The sequence below is a fragment of the Arthrobacter sp. Cr_A7 genome, assembly GCF_029222765.1.
Classification (GTDB): Bacteria; Actinomycetota; Actinomycetes; order Actinomycetales; family Micrococcaceae; genus Arthrobacter.
The window spans coordinates 1-20,553 of record NZ_JARHXQ010000023.1; the positions used below are offsets into that span (position 1 = coordinate 1).

At 64.1% G+C, this 20,553-nt stretch carries 19 protein-coding genes; 6 read left to right on the forward strand and 13 right to left on the reverse strand.

What is annotated here, in order from left to right; all coding sequences use genetic code 11:
* A partial coding sequence (locus P2Q66_RS01125) for a hypothetical protein (RefSeq protein ID WP_275724914.1) occupies positions 1 to 302 on the forward strand: 302 nt, incomplete at its 5' end.
* 22 nt (positions 303 to 324) lie between these two features.
* Here P2Q66_RS01125 and P2Q66_RS01130 read toward each other — a convergent pair.
* A complete protein-coding gene (locus P2Q66_RS01130; protein WP_275724916.1) occupies positions 325 to 1,398 on the reverse strand; it encodes a LacI family DNA-binding transcriptional regulator in 1,074 nt (357 codons plus the stop codon).
* Positions 1,399 to 1,478: 80 nt separating this feature from the next.
* Here P2Q66_RS01130 and P2Q66_RS01135 point away from each other — a divergent pair, with 80 nt between their 5' ends.
* Positions 1,479 to 2,420, forward strand: coding sequence for an ROK family protein (locus tag P2Q66_RS01135; RefSeq protein ID WP_275724918.1), 942 nt, complete (start codon positions 1,479 to 1,481; stop codon positions 2,418 to 2,420).
* Here P2Q66_RS01135 and P2Q66_RS01140 read toward each other — a convergent pair.
* Positions 2,369 to 4,147, reverse strand: a complete 1,779-nt coding sequence (locus tag P2Q66_RS01140; protein WP_275724919.1) for a class I mannose-6-phosphate isomerase — start codon at positions 4,145 to 4,147, stop codon at positions 2,369 to 2,371. The two genes, P2Q66_RS01135 and P2Q66_RS01140, sit on opposite strands and share 52 nt — an antisense overlap.
* Positions 4,148 to 4,245: 98 nt before the next feature.
* Between P2Q66_RS01140 and P2Q66_RS01145 the strand changes: the two genes are divergently transcribed.
* The gene (locus P2Q66_RS01145; protein ID WP_275724921.1) at positions 4,246 to 4,809 is read left to right on the forward strand and encodes an SGNH/GDSL hydrolase family protein; all 564 of its coding nucleotides are present in this window, start codon (positions 4,246 to 4,248) and stop codon (positions 4,807 to 4,809) included.
* Here P2Q66_RS01145 and P2Q66_RS01150 read toward each other — a convergent pair.
* The 4 genes from P2Q66_RS01150 to P2Q66_RS01165 are packed head-to-tail and all read right to left on the reverse strand — an operon-like array spanning position 4,790 to position 9,328.
* Positions 4,790 to 5,986: a trehalase family glycosidase gene (locus tag P2Q66_RS01150; RefSeq protein WP_115525695.1), complete on the reverse strand. Its 1,197-nt coding sequence runs from the start codon at positions 5,984 to 5,986 to the stop codon at positions 4,790 to 4,792. The genes P2Q66_RS01145 and P2Q66_RS01150 overlap by 20 nt on opposite strands.
* Positions 5,986 to 6,915, reverse strand: coding sequence for a carbohydrate ABC transporter permease (locus P2Q66_RS01155; RefSeq protein ID WP_115525694.1), 930 nt, complete (start codon positions 6,913 to 6,915; stop codon positions 5,986 to 5,988). The genes P2Q66_RS01150 and P2Q66_RS01155 overlap by 1 nt, the downstream gene beginning before the upstream one ends.
* The gene (locus tag P2Q66_RS01160) at positions 6,915 to 7,916 is read right to left on the reverse strand and encodes a sugar ABC transporter permease (RefSeq protein WP_275724924.1); all 1,002 of its coding nucleotides are present in this window, start codon (positions 7,914 to 7,916) and stop codon (positions 6,915 to 6,917) included. Before P2Q66_RS01160 ends, P2Q66_RS01155 begins: the two co-directional genes overlap by 1 nt.
* Positions 7,913 to 9,328, reverse strand: a complete 1,416-nt coding sequence (locus tag P2Q66_RS01165) for an extracellular solute-binding protein (RefSeq protein ID WP_275724934.1) — start codon at positions 9,326 to 9,328, stop codon at positions 7,913 to 7,915. Before P2Q66_RS01165 ends, P2Q66_RS01160 begins: the two co-directional genes overlap by 4 nt.
* Positions 9,329 to 9,622: 294 nt before the next feature.
* Between P2Q66_RS01165 and P2Q66_RS01170 the strand changes: the two genes are divergently transcribed.
* A complete protein-coding gene (locus P2Q66_RS01170) occupies positions 9,623 to 10,771 on the forward strand; it encodes an ROK family transcriptional regulator (protein ID WP_115525691.1) in 1,149 nt (382 codons plus the stop codon).
* Between the two features lie 374 nt (positions 10,772 to 11,145).
* Here the strand turns inward: P2Q66_RS01170 and nrdF are convergent, their stop codons facing one another.
* From nrdF to P2Q66_RS01205, 7 genes are all read right to left on the reverse strand, one after another.
* Complete coding sequence (gene nrdF / locus P2Q66_RS01175; RefSeq protein ID WP_050054849.1) at positions 11,146 to 12,120, reverse strand: class 1b ribonucleoside-diphosphate reductase subunit beta; 975 nt, start codon at positions 12,118 to 12,120, stop codon at positions 11,146 to 11,148.
* 97 nt (positions 12,121 to 12,217) lie between these two features.
* A complete protein-coding gene (nrdE, locus tag P2Q66_RS01180) occupies positions 12,218 to 14,338 on the reverse strand; it encodes a class 1b ribonucleoside-diphosphate reductase subunit alpha (protein WP_275724936.1) in 2,121 nt (706 codons plus the stop codon).
* A gap of 20 nt (positions 14,339 to 14,358) precedes the next feature.
* On the reverse strand, positions 14,359 to 14,829 hold the full coding sequence (gene nrdI, locus P2Q66_RS01185) for a class Ib ribonucleoside-diphosphate reductase assembly flavoprotein NrdI (protein ID WP_275724938.1): 471 nt from the start codon (positions 14,827 to 14,829) through the stop codon (positions 14,359 to 14,361).
* Positions 14,830 to 14,938: 109 nt separating this feature from the next.
* Positions 14,939 to 15,184, reverse strand: a complete 246-nt coding sequence (nrdH, locus tag P2Q66_RS01190) for a glutaredoxin-like protein NrdH (RefSeq protein WP_066276552.1) — start codon at positions 15,182 to 15,184, stop codon at positions 14,939 to 14,941.
* 346 nt (positions 15,185 to 15,530) lie between these two features.
* Complete coding sequence (locus tag P2Q66_RS01195; protein ID WP_275724929.1) at positions 15,531 to 16,892, reverse strand: class I SAM-dependent methyltransferase; 1,362 nt, start codon at positions 16,890 to 16,892, stop codon at positions 15,531 to 15,533.
* A complete protein-coding gene (locus tag P2Q66_RS01200; RefSeq protein WP_275724930.1) occupies positions 16,889 to 17,620 on the reverse strand; it encodes a DUF1365 domain-containing protein in 732 nt (243 codons plus the stop codon). Before P2Q66_RS01200 ends, P2Q66_RS01195 begins: the two co-directional genes overlap by 4 nt.
* Positions 17,617 to 19,032, reverse strand: a complete 1,416-nt coding sequence (locus P2Q66_RS01205; protein ID WP_275724931.1) for an FAD-dependent oxidoreductase — start codon at positions 19,030 to 19,032, stop codon at positions 17,617 to 17,619. The genes P2Q66_RS01200 and P2Q66_RS01205 overlap by 4 nt, the downstream gene beginning before the upstream one ends.
* A gap of 95 nt (positions 19,033 to 19,127) precedes the next feature.
* On the opposite strand from P2Q66_RS01205, the gene P2Q66_RS01210 reads away from it, so the two are divergent.
* Positions 19,128 to 20,045, forward strand: a complete 918-nt coding sequence (locus P2Q66_RS01210; RefSeq protein ID WP_079596422.1) for a LysR family transcriptional regulator — start codon at positions 19,128 to 19,130, stop codon at positions 20,043 to 20,045.
* A 45-nt stretch (positions 20,046 to 20,090) separates the two neighbouring features.
* Positions 20,091 to 20,553: DUF2004 domain-containing protein (locus P2Q66_RS01215; RefSeq protein WP_275724933.1), on the forward strand; the 463-nt coding region annotated here is incomplete at its 3' end.

Sequence of the window (20,553 nt, forward strand, 5' to 3'; positions counted from 1 at the left end):
ACCACGACGGCGGCGCTACGGGACAAGCGGCCATCTCGGGGTCCGTGCAGCTTGCCCAGGTGAGGACCACGCTCAGCGTTTACTCGGCCGCAGGGACATTGGATTACACCACCGCGGGCATGGATCACGCCGAATGCTGGCCAGTGCTGCGCCGGGAATTCGCCGACGCCGTCCGGCTGGGCACGCCCGTAACCGCAGATGCGGAGCGGGCCCTCAGGGTCCAGGCTCTGGTGGAAGCAGCGGCTCAGTCCGTCCGTGAGCAGCGGCTGGTCCGGGTGGCCGAGATCCTGACGACCGCCTAGGGTGCGTGCCGCGACAGCCCCGCTAGAAGCGCCGCACGGTGACCGGCAGCTGAACCAGCCGCGGGCCGCCGTCGGCCGTTCCCGCCAGCCGTTCGAACAGCAGGTCCGCAGCGGCGGCACCCAGTTCGCACGGATCGTGGGACATCACGCTCAGCGGGACACCCAGCAGGTCGGCCAGTTCGACGTCGTCAAAGCTCGCCAGTGCGGGAACCGGCGTGGGCAGCCTGGAGCCCGGCGCAGCACGGTCACGCCGTTCGCAGATAGCCCGCAATGCCCCCACTGTGGTGCGGTTGTTGGCGGAGAAGAAAGCGGTGGGCGGATGCGGGCCGGCGAGGAGCCTGCCCACGGCCTCAGCCGCGGTCTCCGAGTCGCGGGCCTTGGCCAGGTGCGCGGGATCGAAACCGGCTCCTGCCCTTTCGAGCGCCTGCCGAAAGCCTTCAAAGCGGCGCCGCGCGGTGGAGATCCCGTCCACGTCCCCCAGGAAGCCGATGCGGCGGTGGCCGTCCTCGAGAAGGGCCGCGGTCCCGGCCGCAGCCCCGGCAACGTCCTCCACCAAAACTGCATCACACTCCAGGCCTTCCACTGTCCGGGTGGCCAAAACCAGTGGAATATTGCCCAACTGCTGCACGGCGCCCTGGTTCAGCCCGTTGCCTGCGGGTACCAGGATGAGGCCTTCCAGCTGGCGGCCGGCGAACTCCCTGAGCAGCTGCTCTTCCAGCGCCGGGTCCTCCCCGCTGCTGCCCACGACGATCTGACGCCCGTGGGCGGACGCGACCTTTTGGACACCCAGGGCGAAGCGTCCGTAGTAGGGGTTGTCCAGGTTGGTGACGGCGATACCGATCAGGCCTGTGGGTTTCCTGAGCCGTGTATTCCGGGCACTCTGGTTGGGCCGGTAGCCAAGCTTTTCCACCGCGTCACGTACTCGGTCCTGGACCTCGGGCCGGACGTTCAGGCCACCGGCCATGGTCCTGGAGACCGTCATGGGGCTGACTCCGGCCAGCGCGGCGACGTCCCGGACGGTGGGGGCACCTTTGACCGCACCCCGGACGGGGGCACCGACCTTTGCAGGGGACGCTTTGCTGCGGGACATGTTCATACCCAGAAGATTCTTTCGGCGGTGCCACAAGGCAGGTTCCTGCCCGGCGCTGTCAACGTTACCAAGTGCCGGGAGGGCGCATGAAGGATGACAGTTTGCTCAGGCCGGTCCTGGAAATCGGCGGCACCCATGTGACGGCCGCCAAGGTCCGGGGGCCTGAGGGTGGCTGGCAGGTCCAGCCCGGCAGCCTGGTTCGCCGACACCTGGACGCCCGTGCCTCCGCCGACGTTCTGCTGGCCGAGCTCGCCCAGGCGGCCAGGGATCTGGGTGACGAGCACAGTGGTGCTTGGGGAGTGGCACTGCCAGGGCCGTTCGACTACCACCATGGCATAGCCCGCTACGCCGACGTGGGAAAGTTTGACCAGCTGCGCGGCGTTGATGTCGGGGCGGGACTTGCGCGCCGGCTGGGTCCGGCCCAGCAGAGCATGGCCTTCCTCAATGATGCAGACGCCTTCGGTATGGGTGAGTTCGTGCTGGGCGCCGCGGGCAACAGTCACCGGGCCGCCTGCATCACGCTGGGAACAGGCGTGGGATCATGCTTCATGCAGGGCGGCGTGCCGGTCAAGACCGGAAACGACGTTCCGCCGGATGGTAGCTGCTACCTGCTGCAGTACCGGGGACGTGCGCTTGAGGACACAATTTCCCGCCGGGCGATCCGCCGTGCGTACTCCTCAGCAAGTCCTGACGCCGGCACTCCGGACGTTCACGAGATCGCAGCTGCCGCCCGCGAAGGAGACGTTGTGGCCGCCGCCGTGCTGGAGCAGGCCTTCTCGGCTGTGGGCGAAGCGGTGGGCCCGTACCTTTCGAGCTTCGGCGCCGAAGTCCTGATCATCGGCGGTTCGATGGCAGGTTCCTGGGACATCGTGGAACCTGCCATCCGCAAAGGCCTGGCACTGGCGGTCCCGGCTCTGGCAACGTTTCCCATCACCCGGGCGCAGCGTTCCGAGGAAGCCGGCCTCATTGGCGCCGCCTACTGGGCCGAGACCTTCACCGGCAGCGCGGTCTCCGTGCCGCGGACGTAGGCTTTCACGGTTCCGAGCTTCTGCCCGACGCCAGCGCCATGCGGCCGGATGGTGTAAGCGCCAACAGAGGCCGGAATGATGAACGTTTCGGCGTAGCTCACCACAAAAGGAGCAAAACTGCCGGAAGGGCTTTCCACCACCGCTTCCGGGCCCTCCACCAGGTTCAGCACGTTAACCGTGCCGTTCGTGTCATGCTCCACGACGTCCGCGAACCAGTGCCGGCGCACCTCAATGAACTCCAGTTCGTGCAGGCCCGTGCGCTCCTCCGTCCACCCCGGCCCAGAGCCCAGCTCCTGCACCTGGTTCAGCAGCTGTTCGCGCGCCCACTCGGTGTCGCGGTCCCACTGGATGTTGCAGCTCGCGTGGTCCACGTGGATGGGTCGTGGGCGGCCGTCCAGGCCGACCCGGCCCCAGTCCCACATTTTGAACGTGAAAATGTATGGGGTGGCGGAAATTTCCAGCACCATCGAGTTTGCACCGGAACAGTGCACGGTGCCGGCCGGGATGGAGAAGTGGTCGTGCTTCTTCGCCGGGAAGGCGTTAACGTAATCCTCCGCCGGGAACTGCGTGCCGCCGTCGGACGCCTGCTTTAGAGCCTCGAGCATCTGCTGGGGATCGGTGCCCGATTTCAGTCCGAGGTACACCACGGCGTCCGGCCCGGCGTCCAGCATGTAGTAGCTCTCGTCCTGCGTGTAGTGCATGCCGAAGCGGTCCTGGATGTAGTCCGTAAGCGGGTGCACCTGCAGGGAAAGGTTGCCGCCCTCCATAGTGTCCAGGAAGTCGAAGCGGATGGGGAATTCGGCGCCAAACCGGGCGTACGTCTGCGGTCCCAGGAGGGCGGCCGGCTGGGTAAACACCACGTCCACCGACGGCAACTCCACGATCTCCCCGCCCACCTCCAGGAGGATGCTGTTCTCCTCCGGGACACAGTCGAAGCACCAGGCGTAGTTCTCGGCGTCGCTATCCAGGCCGATCACCTGCTTCATCCATTGCCCGCCCCACACCCCGGGGTCGAAGAACGGCACGACGCGGAACGGGGCGGCAGCGGCGGCCGCCATCCCCTGGTGGAAGGCACTACCGGTGATCAGCTTGGCCTCTGCGACGCCGCGGTTGGTGTCCAGGACGTAGTCGACGGCCGAAAACAGCTGCCGTTTGTGCCGGTCCGCCACGCGCCACTCCACAAAGAAGCTCCGCTTGTACTTGCGCAGGTTGTCTTCGCCGACGTTGTCGCAGCGCCAATTGGGGGCACCGGCGCGCTGCCGCTGCTGCAGTTCCCACCGGGCCATGTCCGCCAGGACCAGCGTGCGGTCCTCCAGTGGCACCAGTGCTGCACCCCAGCCCACCAGTACAACGGGACCGTCCGACGCCGATGCCTGGCGTCCGAGATCCGCCAGCCTTCCGGCGTCGTAAAAGTCCACCAGGGTGTGGTGGCTCATGACGCCAAAGACCCTGTCATCGGTGAGGTTGGCGGCGATCAGCTCATCGATGCGGCTGATGGGGTGGGCGGCAAGCTCCTCCACGTTGAGGATCCGGTGTTCCGGAAGTGCCTTGGTGAGGGTCGCCGCGAGTTCGTCCAGGTCCACACCGGGGTAGGTGTCCACCACGAGAGGACTGCTGCCGGATTGGGCCAATTCGCTCCACACCTCCTTGCCCGACCAGGCCCGGTGGTTGCCGGGAACGGTGACGGTGGGGAATTTGTCGTAGCTGCGGGGAGGAGTGTGGCTCATCGGCTTCCAATCAGGCGGTTGTTGTTGATAACGTTACCAGCAGGCGCTGCTCCACCTTGGACTCGCTGGCAGTGAAGGGCAGGTGCCGCGTGCGGCAGATGGTTTCATACGGTCATTCATGGGTGGACGGGGACGGTGCCTCCACCAAGACCTCGTGCCTCGCAGCCCTGGTGGCAGCCCGGCTCGGGCTGGACTTGGACAACCGGGGCGTGGGTGGGAGCAGCAGCACCGGAACAGCGGCGCTCACGCTGGCCGCCCCTCCCCCGCCCGCCGTTCTCTACTTGCTGATGACGGGATTGAACGATTTGCGTCTGGGCGGGGATTCGCCGTCGTCCCTCGAGCAGTATGCGGACGCGCTGCGGACCATTTTCGGCGCTTTCCGGCAGGCCTCCCCCGAGGCCCAGGTGGTGGCCCTCGCCCAACCGCACTTGGTGGACTTCAGCCTGCACGCGCCCCACAACCGCGGCTCCAACGCACTGGTGGACACCTACAACCTGGAGCTCAGGCGCATCGCTGCCGCACATCGGGGCGTTGTGGTCGTGGAGCCGGACGGCTGGGACGCTGCCTCCATGCTGGATGCGGACACGGTCCACCCGAACGACGCGGGCCACGCGTGTCTGGCCCGCGCCGCCGTCGTGGCTGTTACTGCTGCATGGCAATGACGAGGCCGGCCCAGGTCTGGGGCACCGCGCCGAGGCCGCGCCCGTTCTCGGGATTCCAGTACTCGGCCCAGCCGCTGGCGGTGGCACCCTTCGCGGTGAGCTCCGTGAGCGCGGCGGCCTCCTGCTCCATGCCGAACCGCTTGAAGGCCTGCTGGAAGAGATAGTTCAGCGGCGGCCATGCCGGGCCGCGCCAGTACATGTCCGGATCATAGGCAGGGTGGTTCCTGGCCACGTTGGCCGGGCCGAACGCCGCGCCGAACCTGGCCGGGTCCGACAGTTGGTCCAGGGCGGCCCGTGCTTTGGTTTCGTCCGCCGTGACCAGGGCGCCCATGACGCCGTCGCTGATGGGGATCCTGGCTGACGGTCCGCCGCCCACCACGGAAAGGTCGGACCAGAGCCGTTCCTCCCCGTCCCAAAGGTGTTCATCCATGGCAGCAGCCAGTTCCGCCGCCCTGTCCTCAAGCTCCGCGTCGCCCGTGACTGTGGCGAGTTCGCGGAAGTTGAAGGCGGTGTAGGCGTTGAACGCTGCCGGGCACGCCACGAAGCTGGTGGACCAGGTGGCTGCGCCGTCGTCGGAGAAGGAGACGTCCTGCATGCGCTCCTTGTTCCAGGCCGTCCGGGCGGGGCGGCTGTAGCCCTCCTTGGTCCGGCCCGGAGCGCCCCAGTCATCCCAGCGCGGCGAATGGTCGTTGCCGGCCTCCCAGGGGTGCACCACATAAATGAGCCCCTCCGGGCTGCGCCGGTTATGCCACAGCCAGTCCAGTCCTTCCCGGGCCTGCATCAGGAGGGCCTGGGGCAGTTCGATGCCCGTCCCGGCCAAGACCCTGAGTGTGTGCCCGAACATCGGCGGCTGGGTCAGCGAGGACGTTCCGGTCAGCGGACCAAGCCAGGTATCCGGGCCCTCGCCGCCGTAGCGCATGTGCGGCACCATCCCGTTCGCCAGCTGTCCGGCCAGGACGGCTTCGAGCTCGAGGGAGGCCCGGCTGTCGCCCAGCCTCGCCCAAATGATGGCGTGGAAGCATGAGTCCCACAGCCACAGGTGCGGGTAGGTGCCGGGATTGGGCACGCTGTAGCCGTGGTCCGGGCGCCAGTGCGCCTCCATCAGGTGGCGCACGTCGTCGGCGAGTCCCGCCGTGGTCCCGTCGTGTTGCCCAGCGCTGCTGTCCTGCTGGCCCATCACCCCTTCTCAGCCCCGGCGGTGAGGCCCTCGGTGAGGAGGCGTTCGGCTGCGAAGAAGATGATGATGATGGGCAGGGTGAGGATCACTGAGCCGGCCATCAGCACGGTGGTGGGAACTTCAATGCTTCCCGCGAGTTGGGACAGGCCCAGCGAGACGGTCCAGCTGGGCCTGGTGTTGACCAGGAACAGCAAGGCGAAGAGGAATTCGTTCCAGGCGATCATGAAAACGAACAGGCCGTTGGAGATGATCGCGGGCATGGCCAGCGGCAGGCTGATCCGCCGCAGCACGCCGAGCCTGCTGCACCCGTCCAGAGCGGCGGCTTCCTCAAGGCTGGTGGGAATGGTGTCGAAGTAGTTGCGCAGCATGTAAATGGTCACAGGGATGACTTGGGCAACGTACACGATCAGAAGCGCTACCAGTTGTCCGCGTAGTCCGAGCCGGGTGAAGAAGGTGAACAGCGGGATGGCCAGCAGGATGCTGGGGAACAGGTAGACGGCGAGGAACAGGGCACTGACCTGGCGGCGGCCGAAGAAGTTGAGCCGGCTGATGGCGTAGGAGCCCGGGATGGCGACTATCAGCGAAATCAGCACGGTGCCCAGCGCCACCATTGCACTGTTGCCCATGAACTTCAGGAAGCCCTGCCCGCCGTCTTCCTGAGGCGTGAGGATATTTTGGTAGGAGCTCCAGTTGAGTTCGCCGAACGGGATGACCAGCGAGCCCGGGTCCCTGAGCAGCGAGTCCAGGGGCCGGATGGAGAGGATGAACATGTAGTAGAACGGGAACAGGGTCACCAGCACCAGGCCGATAATCACAACCCAGCGGAGCACAGCGAAGATTCTTGTTTCGATGACGTCCCGGGTCCATCGGGAGCCCTCGGGCGGCCTTGATGGGGAGGCCGGGCGCCGCGTTTCGACAGGAACAGCCATCAGGAAACCTCCTCTTTCTTGGCAAAGAACTTGATGTAGATTCCCACGAAGAGGCCCAGGATGAGGGCCAGGATGAGGGCCTGGGCGGATGCTGCACCGATGTCGCCGCGGGCTGTCAGGAAGTTGAACACGGTCACTGCCACTACTTCGGTTCCAGCGCCACCGCCGGTCAGCAGGTAGATGTCATCGAAGCTGTTGAACGTCCAGATGAAGCGTAGGACGGAGAGCATGGCGATCGTGGGCAGGAGTTGCGGAAGGATGATGTGGAAGAACCGCTGGATGGGAGTGGCACCGTCAACCCGGGCGGCCTCTTCCAGGCTCTCCGGTACGGCGTTGAGCCTGGCGGTAAGAAACAGGAAGGCAAACGGGAAAGACCGCCACATCTCGAACACAATGACGGCGATCAGCGCGGTGGGGACCTCTACGTTCAGGCCCAGGATTGACACTTCCCTGGCACGTTCGCTGAGGAACGGAATTGATTCCTCCCAGCCGAACAGGCGCTTGCCCCAGTAGTTGATGAGGCCGAACTGGGGGTCAAGCATGGTGGTCCAGGTGAAAGTCACAGCAACGATGGGCGAAACATAGGGGATCAGCATGGAGGCGCGGATCAAGGTCCTGCCCTTAAAGGGCTTTCGAAGGGCGAGTGCCGCGACGAGGCCGAGGATGATGGCTCCGGCGGTGCCAAAAATGGAGTAAGCGAGCGTGGTGCCGAGCGAAGTGAAAAAACTGCTTGAGAACACGTTGTCGAAATTGGCCAAGGTGTAGGGACCAAAAATGCCCGCCGTCCGGATATTCAGGATCCGGACCCGCTGGAAGGCGAGGACCAGGGTCCAGAGGATCGGCAGGACCACCATGACCAAGACCAGGACCAGCGTGGGGGAAAGCAGGGTGATGCCGGCGCGCTGTTCTTCCCGGGCCATCGGTGAAAGCTTGCGGAGCCCCCGCAGGCCGGCGGCCGATGCCGCCGGACCTGCAGAAGCGCCCTTCTTGGTGGAACTCACTGCAATGAATCCTTGATGGACTTAAGGGATTCCGCGGCCTGTTTGGCAGCGGTCTGGGGGTCGACGCCGCCGGAGGTGACATCGCTGACGGCCTTGGCAATGGGCAATTCGCCCAGCGCTGCCCCTACCAGGTCACCCTGGCCCTGGGTGATGCCCCAGCGCCGCAGCTCATCGGGACCCTGCTCCAAAGCGGAGAGTACGTCCTGCGAGTAGAAATTGCCCAGGGGCTCCTTCTTGTCCACGCCTGCAGGCATCGTCTTCCACTTGTCTGCGTACTCGGTGGGATTCTCTGCGGTACCGGCACGGACCGGGAGCCGACCCTCAGGGGCGATGGAGAGCCAGTCAACGTAGCCCTCGGTCATAAAGTACTCCACGAACTTGCGGGCAGAATCGGAGGCGGAATCTTTGGTGACCGTCCAGGAGACGACCTCTCCGAACTGGGCAGGCTGGTCACCGTCGGGGCCCTGGATGCCCGTGACAACGCCGGTGTTCTTGGCAAGGAAGGCTGGGTCTGCCGCGCACTCAGGGCACGTGGGGGCAGCGTCGTTGCGCAGGCCGGCCATCTCATCCAACAGGAAGGTGGACCAGATGGACATTGCTGCCTGGCCCGCGAAGTATGAAGCCCGGACGGTATCTACGTCTTGGGCGCCAGGAACGGAGTAATCGCGGAGCATGTCACGGTAGAACTCCAGTGCTCCCACGCACTCCGGGCTGTCGAAGGTGATATCGCCCTGGTCATTGACCATTTCACAGCCATTTCCCTGGGCAATATGCTCGAAGGTCTGCTGGGTGAATGCCTCGCCTGGCTTGTTCGCCGCCGCGATGCCGGCCAGCTGAGGGGTGTCCAGCTTCTCCGCCGCTGCCTTGATGTCGTCGTAGGTTTTCGGCGCTGCGATGCCGGCCTTCTCGAAGAGGTCCTTGCGGTAGTAGAGCAGCTGCTGCCATGAAGAATCCGGGACTGAAAGCTGCTGATCGCCATCACGGGTCAGCTCAAGGGCACGGGGGGAGAAAGTGCTTTCGTTCAAGCTCTCGACGATCGACTTGTTGGTGTCGGCGTCCACAAGGTCGTTGGCCGCGAGTGTGCGCACCTGTGCCAGGGAAATGGAGCCAATAACGTCCGGGAGGTCCCCTGCCGCGGCCGAGGAGGTCAAAACCTGGTTGAACTGGTCTTCAGGGACACCCACCAACTCAACCTTCACTCCTGTGGCAGCAGTGAACTTTTCGATGATGGCCTCGGTTTTGGCTACCCGGTCAGGGAGCGTGTCGGCCGTCCACACAGTGATGGCCTGGGCCTCACCGTTGGCGCTTTCACCGTCAGTCGTGCCTTCGTTCTGCGTGCAGCCTGCCAGCATTGCCATGGTCAATGACGCCGCAGTCAGTACGGTCATCGTGGACCGGCCTCTGGTTTTCATCACTTAGATGCTCCTGTCTATGACGGCCCCGGATGTGGTGCCGCGATTCGCGCGCTCGCTCCTTTTCTTCCGGGCGGACCACTTCGGCCGCGCCGTCGGAGCAGGTGCTGAAACGTCGCCCGGCCTGTGAGCGCAGTCACAGGCCGGAACTTGTGCCTAAAGGCTATCCAAATGTTGCCTAGTTGTCTAGCATTAGCTGCAGGGCCAATCGACATGAGCGGAACAGCCTTTGGCATATGCCCTGCTGGAGCACCTAGGATTGCAAGAGTGCCTTTTGAGCGGTAGGAGCCTTTTATGTATGTGGGACCCGGGGATGTCCTTCAACTGATCCGGGCCGGGCAGGCCCGGACGCGCGGTGACATCCAGGAAGAAACGGGCATGTCCCGGATGACCGTTGCCCAGCGTGTGGACAGCCTGCTCAAGGCCGATCTCATCCGGGAAGCGGGAACTGCCAGGCCTTCGGGCGGCCGCCGGCCCACGGACTTGGCTTTTAATCTCCAGCACTCCTGCACCATCTCCGCCTCGGTGGAAACCACTTCCAGTCGCGTGGCCCTCACGGACCTTGGGGGCACAATCCTGGTGGACGAGCACTTGGATATGGCTGTGGCTGATGGTCCCGAGAAGGTGCTGCGCGCCATCACCGAAGCGGCGCAACGGCTACTGAAGCTCTCGAAGACCCCCATCGCGAGAGTCTCAGGAGTCGGCATTTCCATCCCCGGCCCCGTCGACCCACAGACGCTCCGGCCCTCCCAGCCGCCCATCATGCCCGGCTGGGACGCCTACCCGGTCGTCGAATTCATCCAGGAAGTATTCCCCGTGCCCGTCCTGGTGGAGAACGACGCCGACGCCATGGCCGTGGGCGAGTACAGTGCGGGGTTTGCGGGCATCGGCTCGCTGTGCCTGGTTAAGGTATCTACTGGCATCGGCACCGGCCTGGTGATTGACGGGAAGGTCTACCAAGGTGTGGACGGCGGAGCCGGCGACATCGGTCACGTCCGCCACCCCGCCTTCGCTGACCTACAATGCCAGTGCGGCTCCTTCGGATGCCTCGCTGCCGGTGCCAGCGGCGGTGCCATCGCCCGGAAACTCACCGAGCTAGGCATCAGCAGCTCCTCCGGCCGCGACGTCCGCGAGCAGCTCGTCGCCGGAAACATGGACACTATGCGGCTCACGCACGAGGCCGGCCGGCGCCTGGGCGAAGTAATGGCCACAGTGGTTTGCCTGCTTAATCCAGCCGTCCTTCTCATCGCCGGCGATCTGGCGTCGTCATCACTGATCGGCGGAATCCGGGAAACGCTCTATCCCATGTCTCTCCCTCGAGCCACCCGGCACCTGGACGTCCGCCTGGCGAGCTTGGGCGAGGATGCCGGCATCCGTGGAATGTCCTCGCTGTTGGTGAATCAAGTGTTCTCCTCGAGTGCGGTCAACGCACGACTCGCCTAGCAGCCCAACATGGGCTCGATCAAGGCGCGCGCCGGGCAGTCGGAGTATCGTCCGTCCATGGCTCGCCTACGACGGCTACGGGTAGAGGCAGCAAAGCCGTCCACATGTATCAGCCGGTACTCAGTGCTCTCTGCATGCCCGCTCCATACGAAGATCGGCCGGACACGACGGGCCCAGTTGCGTCAGGATCTGCAGAAGTTGGCCAATGACTTATCGCCAACTAGACCGGTTTTCGCAAGTCTTCCGGTCCCGAATCGCCAGCTAGTCGCCAAATCGCCAACTAGCTTCCGATCTCACACGCAGGCCGTCAGGCGGACGTTAAAAGGAAATGTCCCGACGGAACCCCGTCGGGACATTTCTGGACGAGCAGTGACTTAGAAGTCCCAGTCCTCATCTTCGGTGTTGACTGCCTTGCCGATCACGTAGGAAGAACCGGACCCGGAGAAGAAGTCGTGGTTCTCGTCAGCGTTCGGGGACAGCGCCGAGAGGATGGCAGGGTTCACGTCAGTAACGGAGGACGGGAACATTGCCTCGTAGCCGAGGTTCATCAGCGCCTTGTTGGCGTTGTAATGCAGGAACTTCTTGACGTCCTCGGCCAGGCCGACGCCGTCGTAAAGATCGTGCGTGTACTGGACTTCATTTTCGTACAGCTCGAAGAGCAGTTCGAACGTGTAGTCCTTGATTTCTTGCTTGCGTTCCTCGGAGAGCCCTTCCAGGCCCTTCTGGAACTTGTAGCCGATGTAGTAGCCGTGTACAGCCTCATCGCGGATGATCAGGCGGATCAGGTCAGCAGTGTTCGTAAGCTTGGCGCGTGAGGACCAGTACATGGGCAGGTAGAAGCCGGAGTAGAACAGGAAGCTTTCCAGCAGGGTGGAAGCGACCTTGCGCTTCAGGGGGTCGTCGCCCTGGTAGTAGTCCATGACAATCTGCGCCTTCTTCTGAAGGTTCGAGTTCTCAGTGGACCAGCGGAACGCCTCGTCGATCTCCTTGGTGGAGGCCAGCGTGGAGAAAATGGAGGAGTAGCTCTTTGCGTGCACCGACTCCATGAACGCGATGTTCGTGTACACGGCCTCTTCGTGCGGGGTCAGCGCATCCGGGATGAGCGAAACTGCGCCGACGGTACCCTGGATGGTGTCCAGCAGGGTCAGGCCGGTGAATACGCGCATGGTGAGCTGCTGCTCAGCGGGCGTCAGGGTGTTCCATGACTGGACGTCGTTGGACAGCGGCACCTTCTCCGGCAGCCAGAAGTTGTTGACGAGCCGGTTCCAGACCTCTACGTCCTTGTCGTCCTGGATGCGGTTCCAGTTAATGGCCTCGACGTGGCTCAGCAGCTTGACCTTCTCGGTCATGTCATCCCCTAAACGTTGGGTGGGTTTCTCTAAGTTAAAGCGTACGACGGCGGGCGGGCGCCCGCCGTCGTACTTCACAAGTTAGTTGAAGGTGCAACTAAAGCATGCAGCTGACGCAGCCCTCAACCTCGGTCCCTTCCAGCGCGAGCTGGCGGAGACGGATGTAGTAGATGGTCTTGATGCCCTTCTTCCAGGCGTAGATCTGGGCCTTGTTGATGTCGCGCGTGGTGGCGGTGTCCTTGAAGAACAGCGTCAGGGACAGGCCCTGGTCTACGTGCTGCGTGGCAGCCGCGTAGGTGTCGATGACCTTCTCGTAGCCGATCTCGTACGCGTCCTGGTAGTACTCCAGGTTGTCGTTCGTCAGATACGGCGCCGGGTAGTAGACGCGGCCGATCTTGCCTTCCTTGCGGATTTCAATCTTGGACGCCACCGGGTGGATCGAGGAGGTGGAGTTGTTGATGTAGGAGATCGAGCCCGTCGGCGGTACGGCCTGCAGGTTCTGGTTGTAGATGCCGTGCTCCATGACGGAAGCCTTCAGCGTGCGCCAGTCCTCCTGCGTGGGGATGTGCACGTTCTTGAACAGCTCGCGGACCTTCTCGGTCTGCGGCACCCACTCCTGCTCCGTGTACTTGTCGAAGAACTCACCCGAGGCGTACTTGGACTTCTCGAAGCCGCCGAACGTCTGGCCCGTCTCGATGGACAGCAGGTTGGAGGCCCGGATGGCGTGGTACACCACCGAGTAGAAGTAGATGTTGGTGAAGTCCAGGCCCTCTTCGGAGCCGTAGTGGACCCGCTCGCGGGCAAGGTAGCCGTGCAGGTTCATCTGGCCCAGGCCGATGGCGTGGCTCTGGTCGTTGCCCTTGGCGATGGACGGCACCGAGGTGATGTTGGACATGTCCGACACCGCCGAGAGGGAACGGATGGCCGTCTCGATGGTCAGGCCGAAGTCCGGCGAATCCATGGTCTTCGCAATGTTCAGCGAGCCCAGGTTGCAGGAGATGTCCTTGCCGGTCTCGTCGTAGGACAGGTCATCGTTGTACGTGGTGGGCTGGGAGACCTGGAGGATCTCGGAGCACAGGTTGGACATGATGATCTTGCCGTCGATCGGGTTGGCCCGGTTCACCGTGTCCTCGAACATGATGTACGGGTAGCCGGATTCGAACTGGATCTCGGCGAGGGTCTGGAAGAACTCGCGCGCCTTGATCTTGGTCTTCTTGATCCGGGAATCGTCCACCATCTCGTAGTACTTCTCGGTGACCGAGACATCCGAGAAGGGCATGCCGTAGACGCGTTCAACGTCGTACGGCGAGAACAGGTACATGTCCTCGTCCTTCTTGGCCAGCTCGAACGTAATGTCCGGGATGACAACACCCAGCGAGAGGGTCTTGATGCGGATCTTCTCGTCAGCGTTCTCGCGCTTGGTGTCCAGGAAGCGGTAGATGTCCGGGTGGTGCGCGTGCAGGTACACCGCGCCGGCACCCTGGCGGGCGCCGAGCTGGTTGGCGTAGGAGAAGCTGTCTTCGAGGAGCTTCATGACGGGGATGACGCCGGAGGACTGGTTCTCAATCTGCTTGATGGGCGCGCCCACCTCACGGATGTTGGTCAGGGCGAAAGCCACGCCGCCGCCGCGCTTGGACAGCTGCAGCGCCGAGTTGATGGAACGGCCGATCGACTCCATGTTGTCTTCGATGCGCAGCAGGAAGCAGGAGACCAGCTCACCGCGCTGCTTCTTGCCCGCGTTCAGGAACGTGGGCGTGGCCGGCTGGAAACGGCCCTCGATGATCTCGTCCACCATCTGCAGGGCGAGCTGCTCGTTGCCGCGCGCCAGATGCAGGGCAACCATGCAGACGCGGTCCTCGTAGCGCTCCAGGAAACGCTTGCCGTCGAAGGTCTTCAGCGTGTAGGACGTGTAGAACTTGAACGCGCCCAGGAAGGTCTCGAAGCGGAACTTCTTTTTGTACGCACGGTTGAACAGGTCACGGATGAAGTTCATCGTGTACTGGTCCAGCGTTTCGCGCTCGTAGTAGTCGTTCTTGACCAGGTACTCGAGCTTCTCTTCCAGGTCATGGAAGAACACGGTGTTGTTGTTAACGTGCTGCAGGAAGTACTGGTGCGCAGCCTCGCGGTCAGCCTCAAACTGGATCTCGCCGTTGGGGCCGTACAGGTTCAGCATTGCGTTCAGCTCGTGATAGCCCAGGCCCTTGTAGGCGGCCGGCATCTCAGGCTTTTGGGCCCTGGTTACTTCCGTGTCTGCGACAGTCGTGTCCAAAACGTGTCCAATCCATTGTTTACACGGGACACGTCGTCTGGCGTGCCCATTAATTCGAAGCGGTAGAGGTGCGGCACTCCGCACTTGGCGGCAATGATGTCCCCCGCCAGGCAGTAGTTGTCCCCGAAGTTTGTGTTGCCGGCGCCGATGACCCCGCGGAGCAGCTGCCTGTTCTGCGGGTTGTTCAGGAACCGGATGACCTGCTTGGGAACGGAGCCCTCTCCCCCGGTGCCGCCGTAGGTGGGCACCACCAGCACAAAAGGCCGGGTGGCGAGGAGGGGTGCATCCCTGGAGTACAACGGAATCCGGGCAGAATCGCGGCCAAGCTTCGACACGAAGCGGCTGGTATTCTCGGATGCCGAGGAAAAGTAGATGAGCTGGCTGCCGGTGGTGACCTGTCCTGCGGCATCTTGCTGCGGTGCCGGCGGGGACACCTCCACGCGCTGAGCCGCGTGAATTTGTCGAGCCGTGTGGTTCTGCTGTGCTGTTGGTGCTGCCATGGGAGTCACCTCAGCTGGTTGCTGGTTGCCGGCAGGAAAAACGTGCCCCTTAGGCCACGGAGGAAACGGCGGAAAGCGCCAGTTCTTCAATCTTGTCCGGACGGAAGCCTGACCAGTGGTCCTGGTCCGTGACCACAACGGGCGCCTGCATGTAGCCCAGCGACTTCAGGCGCTCGAGGGCCTCGGCGTCCTGGGAGATGTCAACGCTCTGGTAGGTGATGCCCTTCTTGTCGAGCGCGCGGTAGGTGGCGTTGCACTGAACACAAGCAGGCTTCGTGTAAACCGTTACGGTCATGGTTCCTGTCCCCTTTTCTGGAAAACTTGCTCGTCCGGTGTTCCCGCCCAAGCTGTATCTAGATACTACATCTAGTGCAGACGCCTCTTAGGAACCCCAAGATGATGTATTACAAGTATGTCATTTAATGCACCTTTAATCCACAGGCAGGGGCCGCCAAAATGTCCGGAATCCCGGCGATTTCGCGGACGGAATCCACATGCTGTGGAGTACTTAGCCACATTTAACGCCCAGCGTGTCGTGGAAAAGACGGCGTGTCGGTCCTGGTGGTGACCTGCGTAAACACACCACAAAGGGGCCCCGAAGTGACCTTCGGAACCCCTCCTGGTGACCAAACGCACGGAAGTTAGAGCTGCGCCTCCCGGCGGTCCAGCACGATCTGCTGCACGTCCAGGTAACCGGACTGGAATCCTGCCCTGGAGTAGCAGAGATAGAACAGCCACATCCGCTGGAAGACGGCGTCGAAGCCCAGTCCGCCCACGTCGCGGGAAGCCTCCAGGAACCGTTCCTCCCACAGCCGGAGGGTGGCGGCATAGTGGTCCCCCATGCCCATCCGCTCCCGCACCCTCAGCGTGGTGTGCTGCTGCGTCACGCCTTCGATGGCGCGGACGGACGGCAGGAATCCGCCCGGGAAGATGTATTTGTGCACCCAGGTGTAGGCGTTGCGCGTGGCGAGCATCCGGCCGTGCGGCATGGTGATCGCCTGGATGGCCACCCTGCCGCCCGGCGCGAGGACGCGGTCGATGGTCTGGAAGTAGATGGGCCAGTATTCGTAGCCCACCGCCTCGATCATTTCCACCGAGACGACGGCGTCGAACTCGCCTTCCACAGCCCGGTAGTCCTGCAAGGCAACCGTGACCTGGTCCGAGTAACCGGCGGCCGCAATCCGGTCCTGGGCCAGCGCCTGTTGCTCGCTGGACAGGGTGACGCTGTAAACGGTGGCCCCGCGGGCCGCTGCCCGCAGGGCCAGCTCACCCCATCCGGTGCCGATTTCCAGCAGCCGCGTTCCGGCGCCCACCCCCGCTTTGTCCAGCAGCCTGTCAATCTTGGCCGCCTGTGCTCCCGCCAGCGCGTCCCATCCCACCGAGGACAGCGAACCAGCCTGGAGCGGGAACAGCGCTGATGAGTAGCTCATGGTTTCATCCAGGAAGCTGGAGAACAGATCGTTGGACAGGTCGTAGTGCCGCGAGATGTTGCTCCGCGTGTTCTGCTCCGCGTTGCGCTCCTGCCGGGGCGTGCGCGGCAGGTAGAGGGACCGCAGCGTCTGCAGCGGCGCCGGAATCAGGGTGCCAACGGAAGCGGCGAACACCTCCAGGACACCCGCCAGGTCATCGGCTTCCCAGTCCCCTGCCATGAAGGACTCACCCAGGCCGATCAGGCCGTGGGCGCCGATCCGGGCTTCGAACGCCTCCGGACGGCGCATGGTCATCACCGGCGCGTCCTCCCCGCCGATGCCCAGGACGGATCCATCCGGATATGCGACGCGCAGGGACAGGCGCTTAACGGCGCCTTTGAAGAGGAGTCCGGCGGCCTTTCCGGCCACGGCCGCTTTGGCGCCCGACGGCGGCTGGGCCACACCGGGCCACACCTCGCCGTCGATGGTGGAGGGCGACGCCGGCACACCTGCAGCGGTCCACGCTGCGGGAGTGTGCCGCAGGGCTTTGTCCCCGAGCGCAGCTGCAGTCCCGTTATCGTCTATCAGTGTCATTGAACTGCCTCCTGTGAGGGGTGAAGTGGTCGGGCGACGACGGGCAGCCGGCGTGCCCAGAGTTTGATGCCCTGCACCCGGATGAGTGCGGATACGAGAAGCGGCGCGGCCGGTACGGCGACCGCCGCGGCGAGAATGTTGCGAACGCTGGCCGGGTGCCGGCGGCCGTCCATGGTGGCGACGAATGGCCGGTGGCCTTCCCGCTCAAGCACAATCGACACAGCCAGGCGGTCATCCGGAGCGGGCAGCTTCATGCGGTACTGGCCGTCCACGTCATTGAAGGGTGAGACGTAGAAGGCCTTGGGGACGGAGGCCCGGCCCGCAGGATCAGTCCGCAGCAGGTAGCAGTGGCGTTCGCCGTAGGTGTTGTGGACTTCCGCCACCACGCATTCCAGCTCGCCGCTGGACCGGTAGCACCAGAACAGGGTCAGCGGGTTGAAGACGTAGCCGAACACCCTGGCGCTGGCCAGCATGTGGATGGCGCCGCCGTCGGGCTCTACCCCCTGCGTCCGCAGGTACCGCTCCACGTTCGAGCGGATGGTGGCGTCCGGATCCCCCAGATGGTCTCCCGCGCGGAACACGGCCAGCGGCCGGAGCAGGAACGGCAACCGGGGAAGCCGGTCAACGTCAACCAGCCAGCTGTAGCTGCGGTAGGTGAACGCATTCTTCAGCGGGCTGTGCCGCACGTGGGAGATGGAGGTGCGGTAGATGGCTGAGCCGGTGGTCATGCAGGTTCGCCCGCTGCAGCAAGTTTCCGCCCGCCGTCATCCGACGCTGCAGGCCCGGCGGCCGTAACGGAAGCGGGCAGCACGGGAACCCAGTGCCGGCCCAGCTTTTCGGCGGCCCGGACGCCGGAGAGCGCACCGTCCTCGTGGAAGCCCCAGCCCAGGTACGCTCCGGCATAGGCAATGCGGCTGTCACTGAGCGCAGCAATCGCCTGCTGGGCCTGCAGTGATTCCGGGGTGTATTGCGGGTGCTCGTAGACCATGCGTTCGAGCACGGCGTCGCCGGCAATCAGTTCCGACTCCCCCAGGCTCACCAGGTAGGGGCGGCCGTCCCCGGGTTCAAGCCGCTGCAGGCGGGTGAGGTCGTAAGTGACCAGGACCTTGTCCGGCCTGGCCCCGCAGGACGGGAGCCGGTAGTTCCAGGACGCCCTCGCGTTCTCGGCGGAGGGCAACACAGCAGGATCCTGGTGGAACACGGTGTGGTTGACGGAGTAGGGCATCCCGCCCAATGCCTCTTTTTCGTCAGGCGTGGCGTCGGCCAGGAAGCCGAGTGCCTGGGCCGGGTGCGTGGCAACCACGACGGCGTCGAAGTCTTCCAGCCCACGGTCCGTTGCGAGTTCCACGCCGCTGGGCAGCCGCCGGATGGCGGTGACAGGGGTGTTGAGCCGGACGTCAGCCAGGGTGGCGGCCAGTTTTTCCACGTACCGGCCGGAACCGCCGGTGACGGTACGCCACTGCGGGGAGCCCTTGACGCCAAGCATTCCGTGGTGGCGGAGGAACGTGAAGAGATACCGTGCCGGGTAGGCCAGCGCCGTAGTGGGGTCGCAGGACCAGACGGCGCTGACCACCGGGGTCATGAAGTGGGAGACGAAGTACGGGCTGAAGTTTTCGCGGGCCAGGAACTCGCCGAGGGTCAGTTCCGGAATGTCGGCTTCGCCGCTGACGGCGGCGGCAGGCGCGGTGTTCAGCAGCGTGCGTGCCTTGCGGTAAAAGCGCGTGATCTCCAGCAGCATCAGCAGGTACCGGCCCCGCAGCAGGCTGGACGGGCGGGCGAAGATTCCGCGGGCACCGTCACGCGCGCCGGCATACTCCAGCCCGCAGCCGTCGCAGCGGATGGACATGCTCATCTCCGAGTCCTGGGTTTCGACGCCCAGCTCGGCGAACAGCCGCAGCAGTGTGGGGTAGGTCCGCTCGTTGTGCACGATGAAACCAGTGTCCACGCCAAGGATCGTGCCGTCAGGTTGTGGCATGTCGTGGGTGTGGGCATGGCCGCCCAGCCGGGAATCCGCTTCGAAGAGCGTGACGTCGTCCTGCCTGTTAAGGACGTAGGCGGCGGTCAGTCCGGCCACGCCGCTACCGATGACGGCCACGCGCCGTCGTCTTCCGCCTCCACCTGCTGCTGGGTCTGGTGACAATTCATGCTCCTCTGCTGAACATTTGCCAATGGTTGGATATACAGAGGGCAATTCGAAGCCGGTGATGGCGCGGATGGGTGCAGTACTGTGGGCTGGTGGTAAATCCGGTACACCTGAAGACCCTGATGGAGGTCACGCGGCTGGGCTCGTTCGCAGCCGCCGCGTCAACGTTGGGCTATACGGCCTCTGCCGTCTCCCAACAGATGTCCGCCCTGGAACGCGACACCGGCGTCGTCCTGTTCCAGCGCTCGGCGCGGAGCGTGGTCCCCACGGAGGCCGCCGTCGTAATGACCCGGCACGCGGCCAAGGTGCTGACGGACATCGAGGCGCTGATGGCTGCCGCCGCCAAAACCCAGGACAGCGCCAGCCAGGAACTCCGGCTCGGAATCTTCCCCAGCCTGGCCACGTACGTCCTGCCGCGGATCCTGAAGAAACCCGCGTGGAAGAACCTGGGCATCGACCTCAAAGTGTCCGTGGCCGAGCCGGGCCAGACCATCCAGGGGCTGCGCGCCGGCGGTGAACTGGACCTCGCCGTGGTCTTCCAGGTGGGGCAGACCGGCGTGGCCTGGCCCGCCACCATCAACAGGCAATGGATCGGCGACGATGACTTCCGGGTGGTGTTGCCCGCGGGCTGGGGCTTCCGTCCGGATGCGAAGGTGGCGGCAGACCATCTCTCCGAGATGCCCTGGATCATGCACCACCCCGGCACCAGCGACGCCATGGTCATTGAACGGCTCTTCGCGGGCTGCAACCTTCATCCGCGCGTGGTGGCGCACAGCGACGACTTCCACGCCAGCCTGGAGATGGCAGCCGCAGGACTGGGGGCGGCGCTGGTTCCCGAGCTGGCACTGCGGAACAAGCCGGCGGGTGTGGTGGTGCTGGACGTTCCCGAAATCCGGCTGGCCCGGAACGTTTTCGCGCTGCTGATCAATGACCGGAAAACCGCACGGGTGCAGCTGTTTGTCGACCTGCTGGCAGAGACGCTCGCCGGAATGCGCACCTCAGTGAATTAGGCCTGAACGCTGGAATGCACCGCTGTTCGGGTCTATGTTGAGAATATGAACAAGGTAGCGAGCCAGCACTTTGGCGAGATTGAGCTCAATCACGGCAGGGATCACCTGATCGCCGCCAAACATGAGCTGCGCGGCCATCCACTGGAACTCGACCTGAACATCACCGCCCACGACCACTTTGACGAAGCCGCACTGCGCAAGGTGGACTACCGCCTGCGGTTCCTGCCCGAACTGGTGGACGAGGTCCGGGACATGATCGCCGAGGAGCTGGACCAGGAAGGCACCAGCCCGCAGGAATACCTGCAGTTCCATTGCAACGCCCTCAAGGATGAGCACCTGCACAAGGTCTTCGGCGTGGAGAACCGCAGCCAGCTGACCAAGGATGTGTTCCTCAAGGCACTGAAGCTGGGACACGTGGGGATCTACCCGGGCCAGCCGGAACGTTACTTCGTGATGGATTTTACGCTCGGCCAGCACTTCACCGATGAAGTCCTGGTGGCCTCCGCGG

Excerpts from the sequence above, each read along its gene's own strand:
- nrdE (WP_275724936.1), bottom strand. The coding sequence starts at position 14,338 with ATGCCGGCCGCCTACAAGGGCCTGGGCTATCACGAGCTGAACGCAATG.
- P2Q66_RS01200 (WP_275724930.1), bottom strand. The coding sequence starts at position 17,620 with ATGACCACCGGCTCAGCCATCTACCGCACCTCCATCTCCCACGTGCGG.
- P2Q66_RS01155 (WP_115525694.1), bottom strand. The coding sequence starts at position 6,915 with ATGGCTGTTCCTGTCGAAACGCGGCGCCCGGCCTCCCCATCAAGGCCG.
- P2Q66_RS01130 (WP_275724916.1), bottom strand. The coding sequence starts at position 1,398 with ATGAACATGTCCCGCAGCAAAGCGTCCCCTGCAAAGGTCGGTGCCCCC.
- P2Q66_RS01150 (WP_115525695.1), bottom strand. The coding sequence starts at position 5,986 with ATGGGCCAGCAGGACAGCAGCGCTGGGCAACACGACGGGACCACGGCG.
- P2Q66_RS01195 (WP_275724929.1), bottom strand. The coding sequence starts at position 16,892 with ATGACACTGATAGACGATAACGGGACTGCAGCTGCGCTCGGGGACAAA.
- nrdH (WP_066276552.1), bottom strand. The coding sequence starts at position 15,184 with ATGACCGTAACGGTTTACACGAAGCCTGCTTGTGTTCAGTGCAACGCC.
- P2Q66_RS01135 (WP_275724918.1), top strand. The coding sequence starts at position 1,479 with ATGAAGGATGACAGTTTGCTCAGGCCGGTCCTGGAAATCGGCGGCACC.
- P2Q66_RS01170 (WP_115525691.1), top strand. The coding sequence starts at position 9,623 with ATGTATGTGGGACCCGGGGATGTCCTTCAACTGATCCGGGCCGGGCAG.
- P2Q66_RS01145 (WP_275724921.1), top strand. The coding sequence starts at position 4,246 with ATGGTTTCATACGGTCATTCATGGGTGGACGGGGACGGTGCCTCCACC.
- P2Q66_RS01165 (WP_275724934.1), bottom strand. The coding sequence starts at position 9,328 with ATGAAAACCAGAGGCCGGTCCACGATGACCGTACTGACTGCGGCGTCA.
- P2Q66_RS01140 (WP_275724919.1), bottom strand. The coding sequence starts at position 4,147 with ATGAGCCACACTCCTCCCCGCAGCTACGACAAATTCCCCACCGTCACC.
- nrdF (WP_050054849.1), bottom strand. The coding sequence starts at position 12,120 with ATGACCGAGAAGGTCAAGCTGCTGAGCCACGTCGAGGCCATTAACTGG.